Below are 21,914 nucleotides of genomic sequence, written 5' to 3' on the forward strand. Positions count from 1 at the left end.
ATGGGAAAAGTGCTTGATATTGTCCTTTCAATTATTTCCATATTGATTGCAGTATATGTGTTCACCAGGCTCGGCATAACATTAGGAGACCTGATCCATGACATAAAGCTCTTTATATACGGGTCAAAGGCATCATTCCTGCTAGGGTGGTGGTCAAAAGCATCATTCCTTCTTGGGTGGTTGAATTGATATCAAATGCAAGGAAGAAATCAAAAATAGAAACCCGCCGGGAGATAAGGAAAAGGCAGATATGGATCAGGTACGTGAAGCAGGAATTCAGGGGCGATATAATTGAATAAGATCGTGCTGATCGTGCTTATACTGGGCACTGTATCAATTATTGCCGCCTTAGCTTCAGCAGGGACATCCCCGGCAATTGCTGATTCCCCTGCAGCGTCAACGGGATCAACATCCCAGCATGTATCGATATACTCAACCTTCCCAGGGAAGGATGAGGAGCTGTATGTCCCTGTGAATTCCTCCGGCATGCTTGTTTACCCAGACTGGCACATATACCTTTACGGCAGCGGAAACTTTACATTCTCATCAAACGGCACCATAATAGAAACAGGTGTATCCCTGGGAGCCTTTGATTTCTCATACACATTCACGGGCCCGGCAGGAAGCGCCGCAAACGCATCCTTAATATTCCAGGGAGTTGCGTACACCTTCAAGGATACAATCATAGGGCCATTATCGCACCATGCCATTGAATCGGTAACCGTAACATCATCCTACCTGGGGCAGGACCAGTTCCTTTCAGTGTCATCAGGCGTATCAGGAGCACTGATGTACCCACACTGGATAGCGACATTGCAGTCCTCAGAGAATGAGACCTATTCCATACTTGTAAACGGCCAGCAGATCGCCTCCGGAACAGTGGTTGGGACAAAAACAGTGGATTTCAATGTTACAGGGAATACAACATCTGTATCAATAGGCCTGGGAAGCCATGTGTATCAGTATCCAAATGAGATAATTTCAACAATCCCCATACAGAAATACTACGGGCCGAAGCCTCCAACCCTCCAGTATACCTTTGCAGAGTACGAATATGGGATAATAAAAGCCTTCATCGCTTCCCTGTTCGCAGTGGTTATTGCATCGTTTTCTGTGAGGAAATGGGTTATAGAGCATGAGAAAAGGGAGGTGAGGCTCATATGATATTTAACCGCTGGAGGGAAAAAAGAAACCAGAAGATCGAGCAGAAGCTTGAGGACCAGAGGAAGCAGGCAGAGGAGCAGGCCAGAATGAATGTGCAGAATTACACATCCAGAAAGGCAATACTCAAAAAGTCGCTGCCCATGATTTTCCTCGGTGCTGTGCTTGCTTGTGTGGAATTCATAATTATCGGGGCTGTTTATACAATTGTATCCCTGCTTATCTACATGCCCCTGCTCTACTTTTATACAAAATCTGTGAGGCCTCTACGGGGAAAATACCTCGGGGAGGTATCGCATTCTGGGGGCCACATGAAAATCAACAGGTACCTAGTGCCTGACGAGCTCTTCGAACTCATAGATTTTGGCAAGCCGATTGCGCCGGCCACAATAGAAATAAACGGGCATGAGGGCTATCTGGCAACAAAGGTCAAGAAACTGGATAACGGCACAATATATGCAGCTGACCTGGCATGGGTCCATTTCAATGTGCTTAAATTTGCAACCGAGGCGGATGTGCTGGATAAGGCTGTTGAATTTGCAACCAACCTCGAACTGGAAAATGCAGAGCTGGACAAGCTCAAAACCTTTGAATCAGTCCTTGAGGGGAAGAGGCAGAAGAAAGAGCAGCTCGACCTTATAGATAAGGCATACCGGGAAAACCCGCTTGAGCTAAAAAGGCGCATAGAGGAACAGCAGAGGAAGATTGATATGCTTGTAAGGCAGAATGAATTCCTGCTGTACGGGCCGGAGAAAAAAGAAGATGAAGAAGAGGTGAAGAATAATGAATAATGGAAGGGCAGGATATGCCATAAAAAATACAGATGTAATGCGTGCAATAGACCAGATTCTTTTTGAATCGCCTGATCTGAAGAATAATTTATTTTTTATGCACCAGAAGCAGGTTATAGCTGAAATAGAGGATGAGGGAGAAAGGGCACCGCCACTGGCTGCACTGTTTGACGATGCGGCAATAGATACTCCAGGGCCATCAAGCCAGATAAATCCTCTTGAGAAGGCTACTACTGTGTTAATCCTTGATAGGGATCTCCTGAGGTGGAAAGATGGACAGTGAAACGCCGGAAGGCCTGAGGCTTTTATATGATCTGCTTGTGAAGGCATCGGAGTATCCGGGGGAATCGCCGCACAACCCCAGGAACCTTTACAACTGGGGCCAGAAGCTCAAAGGGCTCGAGAATATACTTTCAGGTTACCTGGATGAGGAATACATGCATGAGAAAAGGGCGCTTGAAAAGGAGATTAGGGAGGTTTCCAGGGAATACCCCTCGGACAGGTATATCTCTGATGGCTATGACATGCTGTTTTCATGGCTGGGCATGCTTGCCAGGCAGTACCAGAGGCTTGGCCTGCTCATACCGGAAGACCTTACATATTCAGAGGGAGGTGAAGAAGGGATATGAATGAAATAAATACAGACAACAGCATATGGCTGCTCCAGTGGTTCAAGCACAGGATCCAGAAGAACAGGAATGTAATTGCACTGTTTGTCGGGGATACCGGATCAGGAAAATCCCTTAGTTCCATCAGGCTTGCTGAGAGGGTTGACCCCTCATTCAACGTTGGCCGTATAGTATTCACCGTCCAGGAATTTGTGTCCCTGGTGAATTCAGGCCTTCCACCAGGGTCGGTTATAATATTTGATGATGCTGGCCTTGGCATAAACGCAAGGCTGTGGCAGGACATGAATGCAAGGGTCTTCGGCATGCTTACGCAGGGGTTCAGGTACAAGCAGATCATTACTTTTATTACTGTTCCGGATGAATCCTTTATTGAAAGGCAGTCGAGGAAATTGGTGCATATAAGGTTCGAGGCAACTGATGTCCAGGGGCTGATGAAGCCGAAGCTGATCTCAAGGAATCCCTTTGACCCTGAACGCCCGCTTGCAAAGTATCCCCGGATTAGGAGGGGCATATCTGAAATTACCATAAAAACTGTGAAATTCAAACTCCCTTCAGATGAACTCCGGGAAAAATACGAGGCAAAGAAGGCTGAGTACATGGACAGGAAATTCAAGGAGTTCCAGAACGAGCTGAACCTAATAGGTTCATCCAACATGGCAATAAAAAATGGAAGGCCTGCGCTTACGGTAAAATGCGACGAATGCGGATATGAATGGAACTACACCGGCGGAAGAAAGGTGGCGAGGTGCCCTAACTGCGACCATAAAATGTATATTTCGGAGGTGGAGGAGGATGAAGACAAAGGCGTGGAGCTAAGATGCAGGCATTGCGGTTATGAGTGGGAATATACAGGAGGTGCAAAGCAGACAAGGTGCCCTAACTGCGATGGGTATGTCAATACTAAAACAGATAGGATATAAATCTGATATCAGAACAATATCAGATATATGGAAAGGCAGTAAAATCAGGGATAAAATCTTGAAAATCTGATATTGCTGCTGCTTCCTACTATTATATAATAATGAATAAAAGGCGGGCGGATGGGGCGGAACCGGGATGATTTAAATATGGAGGAGCAAAAAATGAGAGAGAATATAGATGAAAAATACAGGATAAAGCCAAGGAAAAAGTATGCAAGGCAGGTATGGTCCAGTGGCGGAAAGGCTGCCATTGTGGACCCAGTTGAAAATAAGGAGGAATAAAGATATGGCAAACCAGAGATGGATAACAAAGGATAGCGGAGATAAGAAGAGGCATGTGCTCATAAATACGGGAAGGAAGCACAGGGAGGTTAAGGTGAAGAATCCAGGAGTCAGCCCATCGGCACTGCAAAAGGAGGCGTGGGATATGCTTGGATCCCTGGCAAATGTCACCTCAGTGGACCAGCTGCTGCTGGCCATGAAAAAGTACAGCGGAACCCTGGGAGATTATTCAGCATTCAATTCAATGCTGATTAACATGCAGAACAAGAATGCCACCATTGTGAGGTCCGCAACTGAGTGGAAATACTTTGGAAGGGAGCTTAAGGATGATGCCAGGCCCATATCTGTGCTTTATCCCATCGGCGTGCCCAGGAAAGACGGCCCGGGAAAGGTAAAGGACTTTATAGAGAAAAAAAGAAAGGAAGGCCTGGATGATGAAACAATAGATAAGCTTGTACAGGAAAAATTCAACACTGGAAGTGCGGGCACTGCCTTTGTATTCGGCACCGGAAAAGTATACGACATATCAGATACGCAGGTAATACCAGGGAAAATGAAGCCCGTTGAGCAGGATGTAAAGGCCACAGCATTATACAATACGCTCAAAAAGATTGCGAAGGAGCATTACACTGTCGAGGAGGATGTAATCATGAGCGGTGCCAGAGGCTACACAGCACATTCCGGAGATGGGCAGAAGATTGTTGTCATGAAAGTCCCAGGAGAAGATGTAAATGCACTGCATACATTGATTCATGAAATGTCCCATGCAAGGCTGGAGCACCTATACCAGAAGGACCTTCCAAGAGGCATAGCAGAATCCGAGGCTGAGCTTTCAACGTACCTAGTTGGATCCCATTTCGGGTTCAACTTCAAGGATGATTCAGCGGCATATATCAAGGGATGGCTGGACAATGCCAAGGCCCAGGGAAAATCTCTTGGGAAGGAGAATATAGACCGCGTGATGAACAATGCCAGGTGGCTGATAAATGAGATCTCAGCCAGGCTGGTGGAATAAGGAGGTAAAAATATGGTAGAATTTAGGACAAAAGGCAAAGGAAAGAATAGAAAGGTATATCCGATAAATAAAAGAAATCCATATGGAGTGCCAAGGCAGCTCGCATATGAAGATGTATTAAAACTAAGGAATGAGGGAAAAAGGGCAAGATTAATAGAAACAAATAGAAGGCTGGATTTATATGCACCGTATGAAGCTGTGCTTCCTGCGAATAGCACCAAAGAAGACCTGCCCAATAAGAAGTTTTCATCCTATGAGGAGATAGAAAATGAATTAGGAATGTCCAGGGGAGATGCCCAGGGATGGGCGGAGGCCCACCCGGATATGCTTGAAGGAGATCTCAAGAATGATGTTGAACAGTTCAACAGCGTGGTGCAATCCGCTATGCAGAAAGAGAAATCCCAGAATCCAGAATCCGCCACTGTGCTGGATATACAGAGGATGAGGGATGGGGTGGCGCAGGCAGTGAGGGGAAAGGAATGGTCCGGCAGAAAGCCTGAAATGTATTCACAGCACGGTGAGGTGTTTACAACCCTGACAAATTCATCCCATACGGTAATGATTTACGAGAAGATGGAGGGAACAGCCCCCAGTGACGACAATTATACTTTCAAGGTTCCAGCAGTGGTATATCCCGATAGTGAAAGTGGGAGCATTGCACTGGATCCAGATTCCAGGAAAGATCTTATAAGGATGATTGCAGAGGCCAGGAGGGCAGGCAAGGATTCAGAACCTGTAGTTTATTTCATTACACCTGAACATTCACAGGATACCTATGTAGGGGTCTTTGATTCAGATACAAATATGGTGGGAAAGCCCCTGAAAATATGGAACAGGACATCCACGCATACAAATGTGCAGGATACAATATCAGGCACATACCTTTCAGAAGCGCTCAGGGCCGTAAATAAAATGGACAAATCTTTGGGAATTAAGCATGGATCTATGTCTCTGGAATACAAATCTGATTTTCCTTTAAAGATATCCTCAGGGAATAGCAAGGTATCAACAAATGCACTGATAGCGCCTAGAATCTTGGATGGAGAACAGCAAAAACAAATAAACAAGATAATGATGGACAATATGAAAAACAATAAAAATATTTAACATTATATTAATATCCATTTTAGTGGGTAATAATAAATTAAAATCAGCACTATTTTACGGCCTTACAGGAATAATGCTTTCTATTCTTATTTTGCTTGTCTTTTATAATGATTATAATTATGGAATGGTAGCACTGGCCATTTATACCATGATTATTATTCTTGTTACGTCTGGAGTATGGATATCTATTTTTTACTGGTATATAGTGAAAAATAAAGTAAACGGCTGATGTTATATTTTTAAATATATATACCATTTATTTTATATATTAAGCAAATCTTTTATCAGGATCAAACGGACGACCAGGCATATTCAATGAGGGTATGAAAAAGTGGACTATTGGCCCACTTTCTTTAAAAAGGCGTGCAAAATCACGTATATCATCGACATTATATACCTTTTGCCTGATAGTGGGTATTTTACTATCTATCATATTTTGTATCTTTTTTCTATCAGCGGGGCCATCACCACCATATCCAGATGTTGCAGGCCTAATGAAGGCATAGAGTGGTGCAGATATACGTTTGTTTTTATGTTCATCCTCTTCTATGGGTGCGACAATGTATGAATGGCTTTTTATATCGCCTTCGTCAACTACAAGCTCTATTACATCTGCTATTGGTGGATCCCTTGGTGCACTCTCACGGCTTATTACTCCATTTAATATAGTTTCAAAAGATTCTAACAAATAGGCTGTAGTATCTGGAAAGCAAACAGGTATCATGTAAACATGATACAAGTTTCGCATATTATCCTCTGGCCTATTTTCTATTATGCTGTACTCCTTCCTTAAAATTCTGAATATTTGGTTTATGTGCTTTGGATCTCTAATTTCTGAATTATCTTCTGACATCTAACTATTTAATCTGATAATAGTATTTTATTTTTTACTTTTATATAAGGGATATTGCTTTACAAAACCGCGAGTTTTGTTAAGGTGTTTTAAATAGTAAATTTTTAAATTGCAATAGATCTATTCCAAGATAGAAAATATTATATTTAATATTACTTTACATATATCAGAAGTGTTAAATCATGAATGATATTGCCAATAAAAAATTCAATGAGATAATGAAGATAAAGGATGAGCATGACCTGCCGCCGCATATATCCTATAATGAATACCAATCTTTATTAAACGCAATAGATAATGAGGAATACCGCCATTATTTGAATAAAAAGCTTGTTCCATTCTTAAAGGCCAGGGACAGGCTTTTGGTTATGATGATGTGGGAGCTTGGCGGCAGGGTATCGGATATTATCAATATTCAAACAAAGGATGTTGACTTCTCAAAAAAGGAGATCATATTAACAGTAAAGAAAAGGCACGGTTATATTAACAGGGTGCCGGTTTCTGATGCACTATTATTGGAGATCTCAAATTTCATGAGGGAATTCAATACAGGCACTGGAAGGCTTTTCTCATTTACAAGGCAGAGGGCCTGGGAAATAGTTAAGGGTTATGGCAGAAAAATAGGATTGGAGTTGCATCCGCATATGTTCAGGCATGGGTTGGCCATATACTTATTGCAGCATGGCGTCTCGGATAAAATCATAGCCAGGAGATTAGGCCACTCAAGTGCTGCAACCACAATAAAGTATTATATGGTTATTACGCCGGAAATTGAAAGAGAGGCTTTAAAGGGCGTATTGCTTTGAACTGTACAGACATTATACAAATATTAGTTGGCATATTAGCTATTGTAGCTGCATTAACAGGCGCATTTGTAACAATACATCTAGAAAGAAATAAAGATTTAGAATTTAAATTGCAGGATAGAAAGGACCAGTGGCTGGAAATACATCAAGAAGATATATATGAAAAGTTAAAAGCATTAATTGGGGTTCTACAAGGAAATTCCGATTTATTGTATGCTAAAGGCTTAAAAGTATCATATGGTACTAACAGTTTAACAATTACAAACAATGTAAAGGAAAATTTTCCAAACGAACTGATTGCGCACTTACAGCCATATAAAGATATTAATTCAAATATCAATGATATCAATGATTTAATTAATTCGCTTAATTCGTATATTGAAGGAATTAACAATTTATATGATAAAATCATAGACCAAGCAGAAGCTGAAATTAATTCAAAGTTCAATGGCACAATTGTGCCTGTTGAAAATTCAAATGAAAATGGATATAATGGCTACTTTCAGCATTATATATTTGATTATATAATTAAAAAAACAGTAGGCAAAAATATACAATTATCTAAAAATGAAAATTACAAAGATAAGTCATGGGGAAACATACATGGGTTGGATACAACTGCACCTCCTTACTATACCGTGTATCAAACAGATGACGAGAGAGGATTCTTCTTTTCAACAGACGAGAATAAGGCAATAAAATTTAAAGATGTTATTATGCCTGACCTTACAAAAAAATTCTCAGATACAGTCATGAAACTGGAAAAAGAACGGAAAGAGTTAGATAATAAAGCCGATAAAATTGCCAGCTCTTTAATCGAAATAAAATTACAATATGAAGCAGGATATAGAATAGGAAAGTCATGCCATAAATGCCAGTTAATAAATGATGTAAAGCACATTACAACCCTTAGATATAAATAAACTAAGATTATTTTAGCTCAATTAAATTGGCCTAATTTGGATTAATTATTATTATCTACCATTTATTTGATTGCCTATTAGAAGGTGTTTTAATTCTATCCAGCAACAATCCCCATTTATTTTTATTTTAAAGTCTGCCTTTTTTCTCCTTCCTTGTTCTTGGCCAGGTATTTTTACCTCTCTATTCTTATTAGTCAATTCATGAACATTGCCGTCAAAATATTTCATTAATTCCCTCCTAAACCACCCCTCTATCTGAATTTGGAGCCTGGAAAACAACTGCAAATATCCCTTTTTGCTGTTAATCAGTTCATTATAAAAAGTTCCTATCTCATGCTCCAATTCATTATTTTCCATTATAAATGATGCATAATTTATGGGCATAAAAAACTTTGCGCCACCATAAATTTCCTCATTTTACATTCCAAAATTTTAAAACCGCTCAATTTTGCTAATGGGCAGGTTTCCTCAATTATATTATGCATTATATGCTATGAATTTTGGGGTATAAATACACATATTAAAATATATATGCAAAGCCGCCATTATATTGCAATGGAAGGCTATGGAAGCAATAGGGAGAAAATCATTGCCTATATAAAGTCAAGGCACTGTGTGGTTTATGAAGAGCCAAACGGCTACAGGGTTGAATACCGCGGAAAAAGCAACATTGAGTGGCAGATGGTGCTATTATACATGTCTTCTCTAGATAATTGCTCCATCAGCATCATAAGCTCAACTTCTGCCTGCCTTTTTAGGATTTGACAAAATTGCCTGGACTTTCAGCGCACAGCCTGCTGCATCGCTATTTACCTCGTGCTCCCAGAAATGCAGGACATCCCAGCCTTCCTGCCTAAGCCTTGCATCCTTTGCCGCAGCCCTCTCGGCATTTTTCTCAAGCTTTGGCTTCCAGTACCCTATGTTGGACCTTGGGACATGACCATGTATAGGGCAGGAATGCCAGAAGCAGCCATCAATGAATACTGCGAGCTTTTTCCCCGGGAATGCAATGTCTATTTTTTCCCTGCCATATTGCAGCCTGTACCTGAGGCCAATGGCCCAAAGCGCCCGCCTCATCCTTATTTCTGGCGAGGTATTGCTGGACCTTATCTTAGACATTATCATGGACCTTTTTCCATCTTTCATTGAAAATGTATATATGCAACTATGCATTAAGTTGTTGGTGCCATGAATGCCGGCAAATGTGGTAAAGGCAATGGAAGCCCTGTCTAAGCACCGGCTTATAGACATGGGGCAATATTCGGAGTCCTATAAGATAGGCATCAACTCTGTTGGCTCTGCTTTTGAAGAGTATGTAAAAGACCTGCTTACCGGGAGGTTTTACCCTGGCCCGCATGAGCGCACGCAGGCATTCTCTAATGAATATTCTTGGCTTGGCAACCAGAATTTCCCGCCAGACGCAATAGCAGCAGGCGGGGACGCATTTGAAATAAAAAAGCATGAAAAGCCTGCATCAATAATAGCGCTAAACAGCTCCCACCCCAGGGATGTGCTTTCCAGGGATGACCCAATGCTTACCCAGGAGTGCCGGGATTCAATGGGCACCAGCCCTTTGGACCTGTTCTACATAGTTGGCACAGTCACCAAGGGCGTGGCAAGGAGCATATATTTTGTCCAGGGGAAATGCTATGCTGCAAGCAGCAGCATTTACCAATCCATAAGCAGCAGGCTCTCAGACGCCGTAAGGAAGGCCATGCGTGAGTCCGGCCTCCAATACTCTGAAACAAGGGAGCTTGGCAGGATTAACAGGGCAGACCCGCTCGGCAGGGCATCGCTCAGGGTCAGGGGCATGTGGCAGATACAGGACCCTTCAAGGGCTTTTGCTGGCATAGCCCCGCCACTGGATGGGAAGGAATTTTTTGCATATGCCATAATGGAGGAGGAAAAGTACATATCGATTGGGCAAGCCGCTGGCGGGGCAAATGTGGCAAAGGCAAGAATCCCCAGCCCCAACAACCCCGCAAGGCCCATGGATGCAGTTGTAATGGAGGTGTCATGGTGAAAGTAATATCCCTGTTTTCCGGATGCGGCGGGATGGACCTCGGGTTTGCCCAGGCCGGGTTTGAAATTGCGTATGCAAATGACATAGACAGGGATGCCAGGGCAACATATGAGCTAAACTTTGGCATGAAGGTTGATGCAAGGAGCATATCAAAAATAAGCCCTAATGAAATCCCGGATGCAGATGGCATAATAGGCGGGCCGCCATGCCAGAGCTGGAGCCTTGCTGGATCATTGAGGGGAGAGGATGACCCTAGGGGCAAGCTGTTCTATGACTATGCGCGCATCCTGGCAGCAAAGAGGCCGCTGTTCTTCGTTGCCGAGAACGTCCCTGGGATCATCTCATCCAGGAACATAAAGGCCTTCAGGAAAATAACCTCAGTCCTTGAAGCGCCGGGCTACTCTGTAAAATGGAGGCTCATTGATGCCAGGGACTACTGCGTTGCGCAGGAGAGGAAAAGGGTAATAATAGTTGGGTTCCTCAAGGAATTGGGAATAGAATATGCATACCCTGGCCCAAAATGCACAAAGGAGGGCACAACAATAGATGGGTACAAGACCGGGAAATGGCCAACCCTTAAGGATGCAATTGGCGACCTCCCAGAGGCTGTGCCTGCATTGCCAAGCAACAAGCCCAACCCAAAATTAGATGTGCCAAACCATGAGTACATGGTAGGCGCATTTTCCCCAATATACATGTCAAGGAACCGCAAGAGGGGCTGGGATGAGCAGTCATACACAATACAGGCAGGCGGCAGGCATGCGCCGTTGCACCCAGAGTCATGCGACATGTGCAAAGTAGGGGAGGACAGGTTTGAGTTCACAGGGCCAAATTACAGGAGGCTGTCTGTAAGGGAGGCTGCAAGGGTGCAGAGCTTTCCAGACTCTTTCATATTCAAGTACAGGAATGTCGCTGATGGCTACAAGGTAATAGGCAATGCAGTGCCGCCGCCCCTTGCAAGGGCCATAGCAGAAAGCATAAAGAATGCGCTTGGATTTAGAGGGATTCCAGAAGGCTATAAAGGCGTTGAAAGCAAGGCTAAAAGCCATTGACATAAAGTTGCCATGTAATTCCAAGCTGAATTTGTGTAAGCCGCTTCAATAAATTTATTAATAATGAAAGGCTGGTAGATTAATGGAAATAGGATTGCCAGAAGGCATTGCAATATCTAGGCTGGAAGCAGACATACCAATAGGGTTTATGCCAAAATTTGAGGAAAGCATGGAAATATTTGAAAAATTATATAATAAGGATAAAAGCTGGACAATTGCATATTCCGGTGGAAAGGACAGCACTGCACTTACTGTTTTGGCTTTATTTATGAAATCAATGCACCCTGATATTAACTTAAGGATAACTTATTCTGACACTATGATGGAAATACCAGAAATGTCAAGCGTGGCACATAATTTCCTTGATTACATTAGGGATAATTCTGCTTCAGAAGTAACTATTGTAAAGCCTGCAATCACAGATACATACTGGGTAAGGATGATTGGAAGGGGATATCCCCCTCCCAGCCCAAGGTTCAGGTGGTGCACTGATAAAATAAAGATAAAGCCTTCAAGGAAAATTAGCAATGACAAGGGCATTTTTATTACAGGAATGAGGGTTGGGGAGAGCAGGCAAAGGGATGCAAAAATAAAGAACTCATGCCTTTCGCCTGGCGCCAGTGAATGCGGTGGCGATAGGTGGATTAGCCAGAAGGGCATAGATGTTGCAGCACCAATAATTAACTGGACTTCCTTTGATGTTTGGTACTTCCTGCAATCAATAGCAGTTAAATATGTGCCTGCCGTAAAATATGTAATAGACCTTTACGGGAATACAACAATGAGGTTTGGCTGCTGGATGTGCACCGTTGTGCAGAGGGACAAAACAATGGAGACCATGGCTAAATCTGGCAATGAAAAAATACGAAAAATGCTCGCATTCAGGCAATGGCTTGTTGAAGAGGCAAGGAAGCCAGAGAACCGTTATATGAGAAAGAATGGGATAAAGGGAAGAATGAGGAAAGAATTCCGAAAAGATATCCTTAAAAAAATCATTACTCTGGAAAAAGAAATAAATTTAAAATTAATAAATGATAGTGAAATTGAAGTAATTCTTAGACTTTTAAATTCTAATAATTATGCCGAATATTAATAATATTATTATTTTGTTTCGATACTTTGGAACAAATCATAAATAACCTTGGCAAGTTTTACTTTCTCTTCCTTATTCGAAGGTCCCCAAACAGCTATTACGGCTAGCACTGTTTCCCATAAATCAGCATTCTTTACACGTTTTAGTTTTGGGATTCTTATAAGGGCCTTCCCATGTTCTAAACTAAAGCCAACATCGTTTATAGAAGACGGTTCAAAATTAACGCTGCCAACATTAAAGTCATCAATAACTTTTTGTTTAAGTTTATTTATTGGTGCAAAATTAGATACTTTAATTTTTCTTTGGTTAGACATTCTGGTTTTGATATCACTTATTACACCTTTCCCTTCTGGGAATAATTTGTTAAGTTCTTTTAAAAAGTTTAGATCTTTGGTATAGTATGTAGAAAGTTCTGAATTTACTGGAGGTACTCTACTTTCAGTTGGTTTCATAGTACTTGACTCTTGATGCGTCTCTTGACCATCTTTTACATTGGACTCATGTATCTCCATATTTGCTGGCTTTGTTGGCGCTTTTCCTTTTAAGAAATTTTCTAGGAAGGCTCTAAGGTAGATTACTACACGTGAACCCTCAAACAGGCTTTCTCTATCAAGGTTTACTGCCGATTGAAATCCCTCATCTAAATAAACTTCAATTAGCATTTGGTGCAATATAACAGGATCCTCACTGTATAGCCGTAATTCATCTTGAAAATAAGTACCTATTGCTACATTATAAACCCTGAATAGTATACCCCTGAATTCATGCGGAAGGATCCTCATATTTTGATGGTAAACATACCCACTTATTTTAGTTTCTACCTCTTCGTCTACATCATTAAGTATTTTTCTCTCTACTGGGCCAACCACTATAACATAAGGATCTAACTCTTTTACTGAATGCAATTTTAGATCTGAATCGAGAGGGTATCTCAAAGGTTTAAATAGTTCGAATTTGCTTACCTTTTCATCCTCAATATACATTTCATAATATAACCTAAAATTAAGGTCTTCTAACCTTTTTTTAAGTGATAAGTAATCAATGTTATCAGTCCCCGGAATTGAATATTCCTCGCTACCAGCCATGGGGACTGATTTCCTCACAGGGCCATCGGAAAGATATTTTATGGGTGCCATTAAGGCTAATTCAGTCAGTATTTGGTCAAATTGCGATAATTTTAAAAGTTTTTCACCTTTTCCTAATTTTTCTTCGATATACCTGACAATATATGACTCACTTTCTTTCGAATTCTCCGCTATTATCTTTTTGCTGAAAAAATATGATTCTGGAAGGTCCCCTATAATGCCTGCCAGAAATGGTGGCCTAAAATCACTTATTTGTATCTTTGTATATTTCTCATAACCACTTACACTCCTAGAACTTATCTTTACATTTCCGATATTGAATTTGTCCATAGTATCAGTAAGCTCCCTCAATTGGTCGAGGAATTCTAGAGACACATCAGATATATATTCTCTTTCTTCGTGTTCCTTTTTTGTAATTACCCTAAATCCCCTACAAGCGGAAGCCACAGATAGCATGCCTATTCCAAGACGCCCGATAACGGGCCTTCCTGATTTTGTTTTAAGATTTTCGTTTAATTCCTTAGCACTTCCACCAATGTGAGTAAAAGAATATATGAGATTATCTAAGTTCATTCCTTCCCCGTCATCACTCACTTCTATTTGTTTGAGCATGATTGTGCCAGACTTATCATAAGAAAAAAACCACTTAACCACCACATTATTTGCATCGGCATCAAATGAGTTGCTAACCAGCTCTTTTATAGCACTACTTGCCGACCTGTAAAGCCCCCTAGAAATATGCTTTATTATTTGGACACTTACCTGGAGAGAGATTCTAGTTTCAAATTGTTCTTTTTCAGACATAGTTAACACCCCATTTTTTACATTTTTTAAAATAATTTGTATATACCTCAAGCGTGTCTTTTAAAAGCTCATAGGCTAAAACAGAATCCATTTGTGTTCTTCCGTGTAACACAGGAGAAGTTTTATCCGCTACATCTATTATTTTGTTGAAATCTAATGTATTCAATGAAGTGAAGAGAGCTGGATGGGCATTAATATTTGAAACTGCCTTTTGGGCTTGTTCTAATTGTTTTGGATCATGCTTAAATGTTTTACCGTTTTTAACCCTATTTCTATTACTGGACGATTCTAACAATATTATAAATGGTTTAAAACCAATATCCTTAATATTATTCGATATTTCTTCAATTCTTGGGTCGTCGCTATTAATAACTTCATCTTCATAATAAACTCGAGTGCCATAATTATCGTATATTAGTCTTTCAGCCAAAGTACGAATGCTATATGCAGCTCCGTAGTAATATTCGGTGGTCAAAAAATTCAAAGTATAATAAAAATGTTCAAGGACCTTACTTGGGGTATACTGAAAAAATGTCTTATATTTACATTTTAAACTATTGAAAATAGTAGAAACAGAATCAGCTGTTAATGTACCATTTGGGTTTCTGTAAAATTTAAGCACGTGGGCATTGTTACACATAAGATATAAAGAACCTACAAACTTTGTATTTTGATCACAGAGTTCCATGGAATTTATTTCATCAGTTGCATGGTAATAACAAGTTGGTCTTTGATTCATTTATATCCCTCTCTCAATGACATTTAAATATATGTCAAAATGAATTTTAGCTATTAACTGGTCAATATCATAATATTTGCGCTTATAGTATTTTTTCACTTTCAAATTATCACCTATCTTCAGCATCATTCCAGCTTCGCCCCGCAGTGCTTGCAGTAATCAGCATCGAGGTCATTGACGGTCTTGCAGTAAGGGCAGACCTTGGCCTTATATTTGTATTCCATCATCATTTTCTGCACAGCCGGATAGGTCCAGGCCTCCTTGACATGCCAGCAATCAAAGCTGTTGTCCACCTCACACCACAGGCGAAAATATCCATGGCCGTTCTGCCTTATGTAGATGTTGAAAATCCGGGTAGGCTTTCCAGGGATTGCCTCCTCCACGCTGATGTGGTCGTCCAGGACATTTGAATGAATTAAAATCTTAAGATACTTTGAATTTTTCCGCTCTTCAGGCTCGAGCTTCACATTAATCTCCTCGCCATCAACATGAATTATGCCTTCTGATGATTCCCGGGGTTCTTTTTGCTTTCCCTCAACTGCATTTTCGGCGTCTTTCAGGCCTTGGGCAAAAGATTTGCCTTTATCAGTAAGGGAATACAAAACGATTTTTCTTTTGTTAATTATTTCTCGGCGTTTGACTAATCCATCTTTCTCCAAATTAGCAAGAGAGCGATAATATGTAGTTGGACCAATATGAATTTTTGAAAAATCTGTGATGGGAATTTCTCCTTTTTCTAATAAATAAATTAAAATCGAAGAACCATGCTTTCCATATTTTGAAATATCCATTATATAAAGGGAAATCTTTTTAAAAATATTAATTATTTGAGCAATTCACGATTATATAATTAGTAATGTTTAAATATTATTCCGTATTATATAATTGAGAATATGACAGCACATAAAGTAATGGTAAGTGTAGAAGAGCCAGATTACAGGTTTTTGAGGAAACATCCTGAAATCAATAAATCAGAATTGTTTAGGGCGGCGGTAAGGGATTACAGAGAGAAGCATTTTTATGAGGAGGTGGACGCATGAAATACAGGATAATCTTAAAAATCAATGGAAAGACGATAAAACTTCCTTATGACCTTGTCAGTGTAAAGCAGGCCATAAAGTTCCTGGAACTAGAGGAAAGGCAGTTAATGATATCCAAGAAGGGCAGGCACATGGAAGTGCCTATTGAGGTGAAGCCATGATACAAAAAGATTATTTGGAATATTTAAATAATTGCTACAAAGAAATTCACAGTTTTTTAAAGGAGAAGGATATAGGAGTTGACCATGAAAAATTACAAATATTCTTTGAGAAAACTGTAACTCCATACAAGTACTGGCTGGATGAACAAAAAGTTAACAAAGATTTTGATAAAACAGGCCTGCTTGATGCAATAAAGAAAAAATACAATCTGGTGCCAACGAAGACAGGCCTAAAGCTTCCAGATTATCTCAATGATAAGGAGGAGTTCAAACGCCTTTCTGACAATATGAGGATGTGCGGGTATGAATATTCCAGGGAAGAGCAGGAATTTGTGAAAAGAGAGGGGGCTGTCAATGTTTGATGAATCAGGAAATTTAATTCTACCGAAAGACGTGTTTAAGGGTGTGAAAATTTCCATAGAAAGGAAGGTTGTATGCCCTAATTGTGGCCATATAATAAAAATGAGGGGGGCGAGGCATCATACAATATGCAGGAAATGCCAGGAGGTTATTAAATTATGACAGATTTCACAAAATTTGAGGATTACTTATATTCGAAAATGGCTGTTTCAACAGTGAAAGACACCATTAGAAAGATGAGGTTCTTTGACAGGAAGGTAGACCTATCATCCAGGGATGCCATACTGGAGTTTCTCAGAAATGAAAGGCGCAATGGCGCACTGGCAAAGACAATAAATGAACATATAAAATATTTAAACCGCTGGCTGGATTTCCTCGGCCAGGACAAAATTATATACCTTAAGGAGAAGAGGTCCTTTATTGTTAAATACTATGATGCAGACCAGATTAAAACAATTCTTGAGAAATCCAACGGTTCTACAGTTGAGGACAAAAGGAACCATGCCATGGTGCTTTTAGCATTGAATACCGGATTAAGAAGGGCCGAAATTGCAGCATTAAAAGTCGAGGATATACACGAATACACTATCTCTGTTTACCACGGAAAGGGTGAAAAAGACAGAACTGTATTCCTGGATCAGAATACCAGGAATGTTCTGTTAGAATATATAAGAATTCGCAATAACCAGAACTCGCCCTTTGTTTTTACCACAAAAACATCATCGGTAACACCAGAGTACATGGGAAAGATAGCAATGACAATCACAAAAAAATCGAATATCCCATTTTCGTGGCATAAATGCAGGCACACATATGCACATAATTTAGTAAAAGAGGATGTGGACCTGGAGACAATAAGGCAGATGCTGGGCCATGAGAACCTTGGAACAACCCAGATCTACGCCGCTCTGGATTCAGGCGAAGCTATTGAGAGAATAATGAGGAAGAAGCCACACTTTGTGAGGGATGGCGGATATAAATCCCATACATCCTGTCCACAGAGTAATGGACCGAAGGGGATTTGAACCCCTGCCCTCTTCCATGCCAAGGAAGCGATCTACCGCTGATCTATCGGCCCTACATGGTTATTACAGAATGGCGTATAAATTTTATGATACCTCATCACCCTTATCATCACCAAATAGAATCCTTCCAATATATGGGACATAGATGGTCTGGAGTATTATTGATATTAAAACAACAAATGAGACTGATGCATATATAATTGCACCGTACTGTATCAATATTTTTATATGGTCCTGTGAGCCTATGACAAATGGTACGGTTGAAAGCACAACAGGAACAACCCCCCGCGGTCCTACCAGTGACATAAATATTTTGCTTCTGGTATCAAATTTTATTATATTCTTGCTAAAATCAAAAATGCTTAGGGATGCAAACACCGCAAGTGGCCTGATAACGAATATAACAAGTAAGGATATTATAAACCCAAAGAATATATAATTAATAAGCTGCACACGTGTCAGAATACTTCCAAGGAGGATAAAAATAACTGACTGTGCCATAAATGATAAATTTTCATTAAAGCTTGTCTCACGATTCCAGAATATGCTTTTATCGGAATAGTTACCAACTATTGCACCTGTTGCTATTATGGCTGGAAATGGTGTTATGCTTATTGCCTGGAGTGATGTAAATTCAAATAGGACAATACCCAGTGTAAGTGCAACCAGCAGGTTTTCAAAATTAAAATACCTGTTTAAGTATATTATAATAAATCCAAGTCCTATTCCTATGGCGGATGGTACGGCTATTTCCAGCATAAGAAATGAGATTGAGCCAAATATAATTCCTGTATGATTATAAAGAAATGTAAAAAGCATGGAATATGATACGCTTGGTGCTGTAAGGGCGATCCCTATTGTTAAAAGTATTATGCCAAGCGGATCATTAAAAAGGCTTTCTCCTATTAAAGTTCCAGATACATCATCCCTAATTTTTATTTTTTTGAAGGTCGGTATCAGTGATGCGGGGTCTGTTGGGGAAATGATTGCACCAAATAAAAATCCGATTATAAAAGGTGCACCTGTTAAAATTGAGAAGAATATCCCAGCACCCACTGCAGTAATAACCATACCTATAGTATCTAGGGAGGCAATTTTATAAAGGTATCTCCTTAAAATTCTTGGATTTATATTATGTGATTCATAATAAAGGATAATTACAAGACCAAGCAGGCCGATTCCAACAGTTCCAAATGATGATAATAAATAGATGGCAAAGCCATGTGATATTAATCCGAGAACCGGCCCAAAAATCAGGCCAAATACAATGAGAACCGGTATGTATACAGTTGATGCCTTCCTCGATATTGGTATGGAAAACGCTGCTATTATTAAAATAAAACTTATCTCGTAGTATTCATATGTAATTGTCGATATAAACATTTTAGTTCAGTGTTTCTGGCATTCTCCTTTTATGCTCGGAATTGTTGTATATGCCAATAATTTTTTTATAATCGTCAGTATCCTTTCGAATATTTTTATCAAATATATCAATTAAGATCTGATCAACCCTATGATACGGCATTGAGAGCTCATCCTCATCATACTGGTTTTCCCAGAGACCTGCTGAGGGCTTTTTGTTTATTATAGAATCTGGTATGCCAAGATATTTTGATATTTTTCTTACATCTGTTTTATAAAGGAATTCAATGGGTTCAATATCACATGCACCATCACCAAATTTTGTATAATATCCAAGAAGATACTCGGTACGATTTGTTGTTCCTATTACAAGGCCGTTATACTGATTTGCAAAATAATACAGTATGGTGGCCCTGATTCTTGACCTTAAATTTCCCTCAATTTTTTTATCGGTATGTCCCAAAATTGAAATAAATGAAGAAAATACAGGCTCTATATTAATGGTTTCTATCCTTATACCGGTATTATCTTCAAGTGCCTTTATATCATCATAATCTGATTCCCTGGTAAATCTATCAGGCATAAAAATTGCCTTAATTTTATTTGTATTTATTGAAACCGAAAGTAATTTTAAAACCAGGGAGCTATCTATTCCAGAGCTGACTCCAAGCACCGCGATTTTACCATTAAGCCTGCTCTTTAAGAACGTTTTAATTTTTTCAACAACCTCATCTTCATTAAACACATAATGTTAATGAAATGGAATTAAATAAATATTTAGTTAAGGCTTAATAAAATTATTATGATTACTGATAAAAAATCTTAAAAAATTTTTTATGCAATTTTTAGAAAATAATAATAAAATGATTACGTATAATAAATGCTAGGTAAAGTTTAAATATTTATAATATATGAGCCTACTAATGAAAGTAATAAATATAATACTACTGGCAATACCTTTTATAGTATTGCTTTTTGGAATAACACTGTACAACAGGAGTTCCCCCTCTCTTGGTGGGTTTCCTTTCTTCTACTGGTTTCAGATGCTATGGATATTTCTAACTGCGCTGTTCACAAGCATAGTATATTTAAATGAAAGAAGGGAAAATGGTGATAAGCATGTACAATGATCTCGATTATATCCTGTTCTTCGGCCTTATAGGTTTTGCCATTGTTGTGGGTTTCCTTGCCGTATTCTGGAAGAGGGTTGCAAGCCTTGAGAATGAGCTTGAATACGGTCTGGCCGGCAGGAGGTTTGGTACCGTAATAGTATGGTTCCTTATAGGTGGTGATATATATACTGCATACACACTTATAGCGGTACCGGGCCTTGAGGCATCAGCCGGCGGGCTTGCCATGTTTGCAGTACCCTATGTTGTTCTTGTGTATCCGTTAGTTTATATATTCATGCCAAAATTATGGGCGGTTTCAAAAAATAAGGGATACATAACAGCAGGGGATTATGTAAAGGATAGATTTTCATCAAGATTTCTTGCCCTTCTTGTTGGACTAACAGGTGTTGTTGCCGAAATGCCATATATAGCATTGCAGATAGTTGGCATAGAGGTATTACTGGATTCAATGAAGCTTCCCGTTGAGTTAAGCCTTATAGTGGCATTCCTCTTTGTTGCAGGATTTACACTTATAAGTGGCCTAAGGGGTCCAGCACTGACAGCCATTGTTAAGGATGTTCTTATATGGGCTGCTGTTCTTACAATAATAATTGTTGTGCCAATAAAACTCGGAGGCTTTGGCACAATATTTTCGGATGCAAAGGTAGCCGGATTAAACCTTAATATATCCCCTGCACTCGATGCCGGCTACGTTACACTGGCATTTGGATCTGCACTTGCCCTATTCCTGTATCCTCATGCATTTACCGGGGCCTTAAGTTCAAAGGATGCAAACACAATAAAAAAGAATTCATCCCTTTTACCGTTATACAGCGTTTTATTGCTATTTGTCACATTATTGGGTGTGGCCGCAGTTGCCGTTCTAGGAATGCCATTTGACGGTAAGCATGGTGCACCGGCAAGCAGCTTTGCATTTCCGTATCTAATAGAACATATGTTCCCATCATGGTTCTCATCCTTTGCATTTGCCGCGGTTGTGATAGGCAGCATAGTGCCATCATCCATAATGGCACTGGCATCCGCAAACCTTATTACAAGAAATCTTTATCTTGAATACATAAATCCAAAGGCCTCATCCGCAAGGCAATCCGTTGTTACAAGGATAATGGTGGTGGTTGTTATTCTTGGTGCCCTGATATTCTCATTTGTGCCGGCCGCATCAAGGCAGATAATATTCTTACAGACATTTGGCGGTGCATTTGTTCTTCAAACATTACCGGCGGTCTTTCTTTCATTATACACAAGGAAATTAAACAAGTGGTCTGTTGGAATAGGATGGTTCGTAAGCCTAGTAATAACAGTTATAATGCTTATACAGATGAATCTAACAGTATCATTCTATAAATACTTCTTTGAGGTTTACATAGGCCTTATAGGGCTTGGCATAAATCTGCTCGTTGTAGGCCTTATAACACTTGTAATGTACCTTACCAAACATGTTAAAGAGGAGGGGACAATAGAGGAAAAGGACTTTGAATACAGCAGTTAATTTTATGAATATTTTTTAAATTCCTTTTTTTAAATTTATTTAAAAATTAGGACCATTTTAA

The 21,914-nt window shown here is 39.8% G+C and carries 30 protein-coding genes and 1 tRNA gene; 22 read left to right on the top strand and 9 right to left on the bottom strand.

Annotated elements, in window-relative coordinates; translation table 11 throughout:
• The 9 genes from TZ01_RS04470 (at nucleotide 1) to TZ01_RS04510 (ending at nucleotide 6,134) form a co-directional block, all read left to right on the top strand.
• The gene (locus TZ01_RS04470; RefSeq protein ID WP_048101598.1) at nucleotides 1-189 is read left to right on the top strand and encodes a hypothetical protein; all 189 of its coding nucleotides are present in this window, start codon (nucleotides 1-3) and stop codon (nucleotides 187-189) included.
• A gap of 102 nt (nucleotides 190-291) precedes the next feature.
• On the top strand, nucleotides 292-1,164 hold the full coding sequence (locus tag TZ01_RS04475; protein ID WP_156150308.1) for a hypothetical protein: 873 nt from the start codon (nucleotides 292-294) through the stop codon (nucleotides 1,162-1,164).
• Entirely contained in the window at nucleotides 1,161-1,952 is a 792-nt protein-coding gene (locus TZ01_RS04480) for a hypothetical protein (RefSeq protein ID WP_048101600.1), read from the top strand. The genes TZ01_RS04475 and TZ01_RS04480 overlap by 4 nt, the downstream gene beginning before the upstream one ends.
• On the top strand, nucleotides 1,945-2,235 hold the full coding sequence (locus TZ01_RS04485; protein WP_048101601.1) for a hypothetical protein: 291 nt from the start codon (nucleotides 1,945-1,947) through the stop codon (nucleotides 2,233-2,235). The genes TZ01_RS04480 and TZ01_RS04485 overlap by 8 nt, the downstream gene beginning before the upstream one ends.
• Nucleotides 2,225-2,581, top strand: a complete 357-nt coding sequence (locus TZ01_RS04490) for a hypothetical protein (RefSeq protein WP_048101602.1) — start codon at nucleotides 2,225-2,227, stop codon at nucleotides 2,579-2,581. The genes TZ01_RS04485 and TZ01_RS04490 overlap by 11 nt, the downstream gene beginning before the upstream one ends.
• Nucleotides 2,578-3,501 (top strand): hypothetical protein, encoded by a 924-nt coding sequence (locus tag TZ01_RS04495; protein WP_048101603.1) that lies wholly within the window; start codon nucleotides 2,578-2,580, stop codon nucleotides 3,499-3,501. The genes TZ01_RS04490 and TZ01_RS04495 overlap by 4 nt, the downstream gene beginning before the upstream one ends.
• 286 nt (nucleotides 3,502-3,787) lie before the next feature.
• On the top strand, nucleotides 3,788-4,798 hold the full coding sequence (locus TZ01_RS04500) for a hypothetical protein (protein WP_048101604.1): 1,011 nt from the start codon (nucleotides 3,788-3,790) through the stop codon (nucleotides 4,796-4,798).
• Between the two features lie 12 nt (nucleotides 4,799-4,810).
• Nucleotides 4,811-5,905 carry a hypothetical protein gene (locus tag TZ01_RS04505; protein WP_048101605.1) on the top strand — a complete coding sequence of 365 codons (1,095 nt, stop codon included), beginning with the start codon at nucleotides 4,811-4,813 and terminating at the stop codon, nucleotides 5,903-5,905.
• Nucleotides 5,906-5,927: 22 nt separating this feature from the next.
• Nucleotides 5,928-6,134: a hypothetical protein gene (locus TZ01_RS04510; protein WP_048101606.1), complete on the top strand. Its 207-nt coding sequence runs from the start codon at nucleotides 5,928-5,930 to the stop codon at nucleotides 6,132-6,134.
• A gap of 39 nt (nucleotides 6,135-6,173) precedes the next feature.
• On the opposite strand, the gene TZ01_RS04515 is transcribed toward TZ01_RS04510, so the two are convergent.
• Nucleotides 6,174-6,653, bottom strand: a complete 480-nt coding sequence (locus TZ01_RS04515; protein WP_156150309.1) for a hypothetical protein — start codon at nucleotides 6,651-6,653, stop codon at nucleotides 6,174-6,176.
• 287 nt (nucleotides 6,654-6,940) lie between these two features.
• On the opposite strand from TZ01_RS04515, the gene TZ01_RS04520 reads away from it, so the two are divergent.
• Nucleotides 6,941-7,564: a site-specific integrase gene (locus TZ01_RS04520; RefSeq protein WP_048101608.1), complete on the top strand. Its 624-nt coding sequence runs from the start codon at nucleotides 6,941-6,943 to the stop codon at nucleotides 7,562-7,564.
• A complete protein-coding gene (locus tag TZ01_RS04525; protein ID WP_048101609.1) occupies nucleotides 7,561-8,487 on the top strand; it encodes a hypothetical protein in 927 nt (308 codons plus the stop codon). The genes TZ01_RS04520 and TZ01_RS04525 overlap by 4 nt, the downstream gene beginning before the upstream one ends.
• A 51-nt stretch (nucleotides 8,488-8,538) precedes the next feature.
• Here TZ01_RS04525 and TZ01_RS04530 read toward each other — a convergent pair whose 3' ends face one another.
• The gene (locus TZ01_RS04530) at nucleotides 8,539-8,871 is read right to left on the bottom strand and encodes a hypothetical protein (RefSeq protein ID WP_156150310.1); all 333 of its coding nucleotides are present in this window, start codon (nucleotides 8,869-8,871) and stop codon (nucleotides 8,539-8,541) included.
• A 147-nt stretch (nucleotides 8,872-9,018) separates the two neighbouring features.
• On the opposite strand from TZ01_RS04530, the gene TZ01_RS04535 reads away from it, so the two are divergent.
• Complete coding sequence (locus tag TZ01_RS04535) at nucleotides 9,019-9,252, top strand: hypothetical protein (RefSeq protein ID WP_048101611.1); 234 nt, start codon at nucleotides 9,019-9,021, stop codon at nucleotides 9,250-9,252.
• Here the strand turns inward: TZ01_RS04535 and TZ01_RS04540 are convergent.
• Nucleotides 9,223-9,633 (bottom strand): very short patch repair endonuclease, encoded by a 411-nt coding sequence (locus TZ01_RS04540; protein WP_052656755.1) that lies wholly within the window; start codon nucleotides 9,631-9,633, stop codon nucleotides 9,223-9,225. The genes TZ01_RS04535 and TZ01_RS04540 overlap by 30 nt on opposite strands.
• Before the next feature lie 46 nt (nucleotides 9,634-9,679).
• Between TZ01_RS04540 and TZ01_RS04545 the strand changes: the two genes are divergently transcribed.
• From TZ01_RS04545 to TZ01_RS04555, 3 genes are all read left to right on the top strand, one after another.
• Nucleotides 9,680-10,510, top strand: a complete 831-nt coding sequence (locus TZ01_RS04545; protein WP_048101612.1) for an NgoPII family restriction endonuclease — start codon at nucleotides 9,680-9,682, stop codon at nucleotides 10,508-10,510.
• Complete coding sequence (locus TZ01_RS04550; RefSeq protein ID WP_197065857.1) at nucleotides 10,507-11,562, top strand: DNA cytosine methyltransferase; 1,056 nt, start codon at nucleotides 10,507-10,509, stop codon at nucleotides 11,560-11,562. Before TZ01_RS04545 ends, TZ01_RS04550 begins: the two co-directional genes overlap by 4 nt.
• An 82-nt stretch (nucleotides 11,563-11,644) precedes the next feature.
• Nucleotides 11,645-12,655, top strand: coding sequence for a phosphoadenosine phosphosulfate reductase family protein (locus tag TZ01_RS04555; protein ID WP_048101614.1), 1,011 nt, complete (start codon nucleotides 11,645-11,647; stop codon nucleotides 12,653-12,655).
• A gap of 8 nt (nucleotides 12,656-12,663) precedes the next feature.
• Here TZ01_RS04555 and TZ01_RS04560 read toward each other — a convergent pair whose 3' ends face one another.
• The 3 genes from TZ01_RS04560 to TZ01_RS04570 form a co-directional block, all read right to left on the bottom strand.
• Nucleotides 12,664-14,544, bottom strand: coding sequence for an ATP-binding protein (locus TZ01_RS04560; protein WP_156150311.1), 1,881 nt, complete (start codon nucleotides 14,542-14,544; stop codon nucleotides 12,664-12,666).
• Nucleotides 14,537-15,283 carry a hypothetical protein gene (locus TZ01_RS04565; protein ID WP_048101616.1) on the bottom strand — a complete coding sequence of 249 codons (747 nt, stop codon included), beginning with the start codon at nucleotides 15,281-15,283 and terminating at the stop codon, nucleotides 14,537-14,539. Before TZ01_RS04565 ends, TZ01_RS04560 begins: the two co-directional genes overlap by 8 nt.
• Before the next feature lie 125 nt (nucleotides 15,284-15,408).
• Nucleotides 15,409-16,074 (bottom strand): winged helix-turn-helix transcriptional regulator, encoded by a 666-nt coding sequence (locus tag TZ01_RS04570; RefSeq protein WP_048101617.1) that lies wholly within the window; start codon nucleotides 16,072-16,074, stop codon nucleotides 15,409-15,411.
• Between the two features lie 102 nt (nucleotides 16,075-16,176).
• Here TZ01_RS04570 and TZ01_RS09585 point away from each other — a divergent pair, with 102 nt between their 5' ends.
• The 5 genes from TZ01_RS09585 to TZ01_RS09415 are packed head-to-tail and all read left to right on the top strand — an operon-like array spanning nucleotide 16,177 to nucleotide 17,869.
• Nucleotides 16,177-16,323: a hypothetical protein gene (locus TZ01_RS09585; protein WP_156150312.1), complete on the top strand. Its 147-nt coding sequence runs from the start codon at nucleotides 16,177-16,179 to the stop codon at nucleotides 16,321-16,323.
• On the top strand, nucleotides 16,320-16,484 hold the full coding sequence (locus TZ01_RS09590) for a hypothetical protein (protein ID WP_156150313.1): 165 nt from the start codon (nucleotides 16,320-16,322) through the stop codon (nucleotides 16,482-16,484). The genes TZ01_RS09585 and TZ01_RS09590 overlap by 4 nt, the downstream gene beginning before the upstream one ends.
• Nucleotides 16,481-16,846 (top strand): hypothetical protein, encoded by a 366-nt coding sequence (locus TZ01_RS04575; RefSeq protein ID WP_054964283.1) that lies wholly within the window; start codon nucleotides 16,481-16,483, stop codon nucleotides 16,844-16,846. Before TZ01_RS09590 ends, TZ01_RS04575 begins: the two co-directional genes overlap by 4 nt.
• Complete coding sequence (locus TZ01_RS09595) at nucleotides 16,839-17,006, top strand: zinc finger domain-containing protein (RefSeq protein WP_156150314.1); 168 nt, start codon at nucleotides 16,839-16,841, stop codon at nucleotides 17,004-17,006. Before TZ01_RS04575 ends, TZ01_RS09595 begins: the two co-directional genes overlap by 8 nt.
• On the top strand, nucleotides 17,003-17,869 hold the full coding sequence (locus tag TZ01_RS09415) for a site-specific integrase (RefSeq protein ID WP_082180453.1): 867 nt from the start codon (nucleotides 17,003-17,005) through the stop codon (nucleotides 17,867-17,869). Before TZ01_RS09595 ends, TZ01_RS09415 begins: the two co-directional genes overlap by 4 nt.
• Here TZ01_RS09415 and TZ01_RS04580 read toward each other — a convergent pair.
• The 3 genes from TZ01_RS04580 to TZ01_RS04590 form a co-directional block, all read right to left on the bottom strand.
• Nucleotides 17,851-17,922 (bottom strand) — tRNA-Ala (locus tag TZ01_RS04580). The two genes, TZ01_RS09415 and TZ01_RS04580, sit on opposite strands and share 19 nt — an antisense overlap.
• 31 nt (nucleotides 17,923-17,953) lie before the next feature.
• Nucleotides 17,954-19,252: a sodium:proton antiporter gene (locus TZ01_RS04585; RefSeq protein WP_048101619.1), complete on the bottom strand. Its 1,299-nt coding sequence runs from the start codon at nucleotides 19,250-19,252 to the stop codon at nucleotides 17,954-17,956.
• 1 nt (nucleotide 19,253) lies between these two features.
• Nucleotides 19,254-19,976 (bottom strand): NAD+ synthase, encoded by a 723-nt coding sequence (locus TZ01_RS04590; RefSeq protein WP_048101620.1) that lies wholly within the window; start codon nucleotides 19,974-19,976, stop codon nucleotides 19,254-19,256.
• Between the two features lie 178 nt (nucleotides 19,977-20,154).
• Here TZ01_RS04590 and TZ01_RS04595 point away from each other — a divergent pair, with 178 nt between their 5' ends.
• Both TZ01_RS04595 and TZ01_RS04600 read left to right on the top strand, forming a co-directional pair.
• Nucleotides 20,155-20,361, top strand: a complete 207-nt coding sequence (locus TZ01_RS04595; protein WP_048101621.1) for a DUF3311 domain-containing protein — start codon at nucleotides 20,155-20,157, stop codon at nucleotides 20,359-20,361.
• On the top strand, nucleotides 20,351-21,853 hold the full coding sequence (locus tag TZ01_RS04600; RefSeq protein WP_052656756.1) for a sodium:solute symporter: 1,503 nt from the start codon (nucleotides 20,351-20,353) through the stop codon (nucleotides 21,851-21,853). The genes TZ01_RS04595 and TZ01_RS04600 overlap by 11 nt, the downstream gene beginning before the upstream one ends.
• Nucleotides 21,854-21,914 lie beyond the last annotated feature (61 nt).

The organism is Acidiplasma sp. MBA-1 (genome assembly GCF_000949015.1).
Classification (GTDB): Archaea; Thermoplasmatota; Thermoplasmata; order Thermoplasmatales; family Thermoplasmataceae; genus Acidiplasma; species Acidiplasma aeolicum.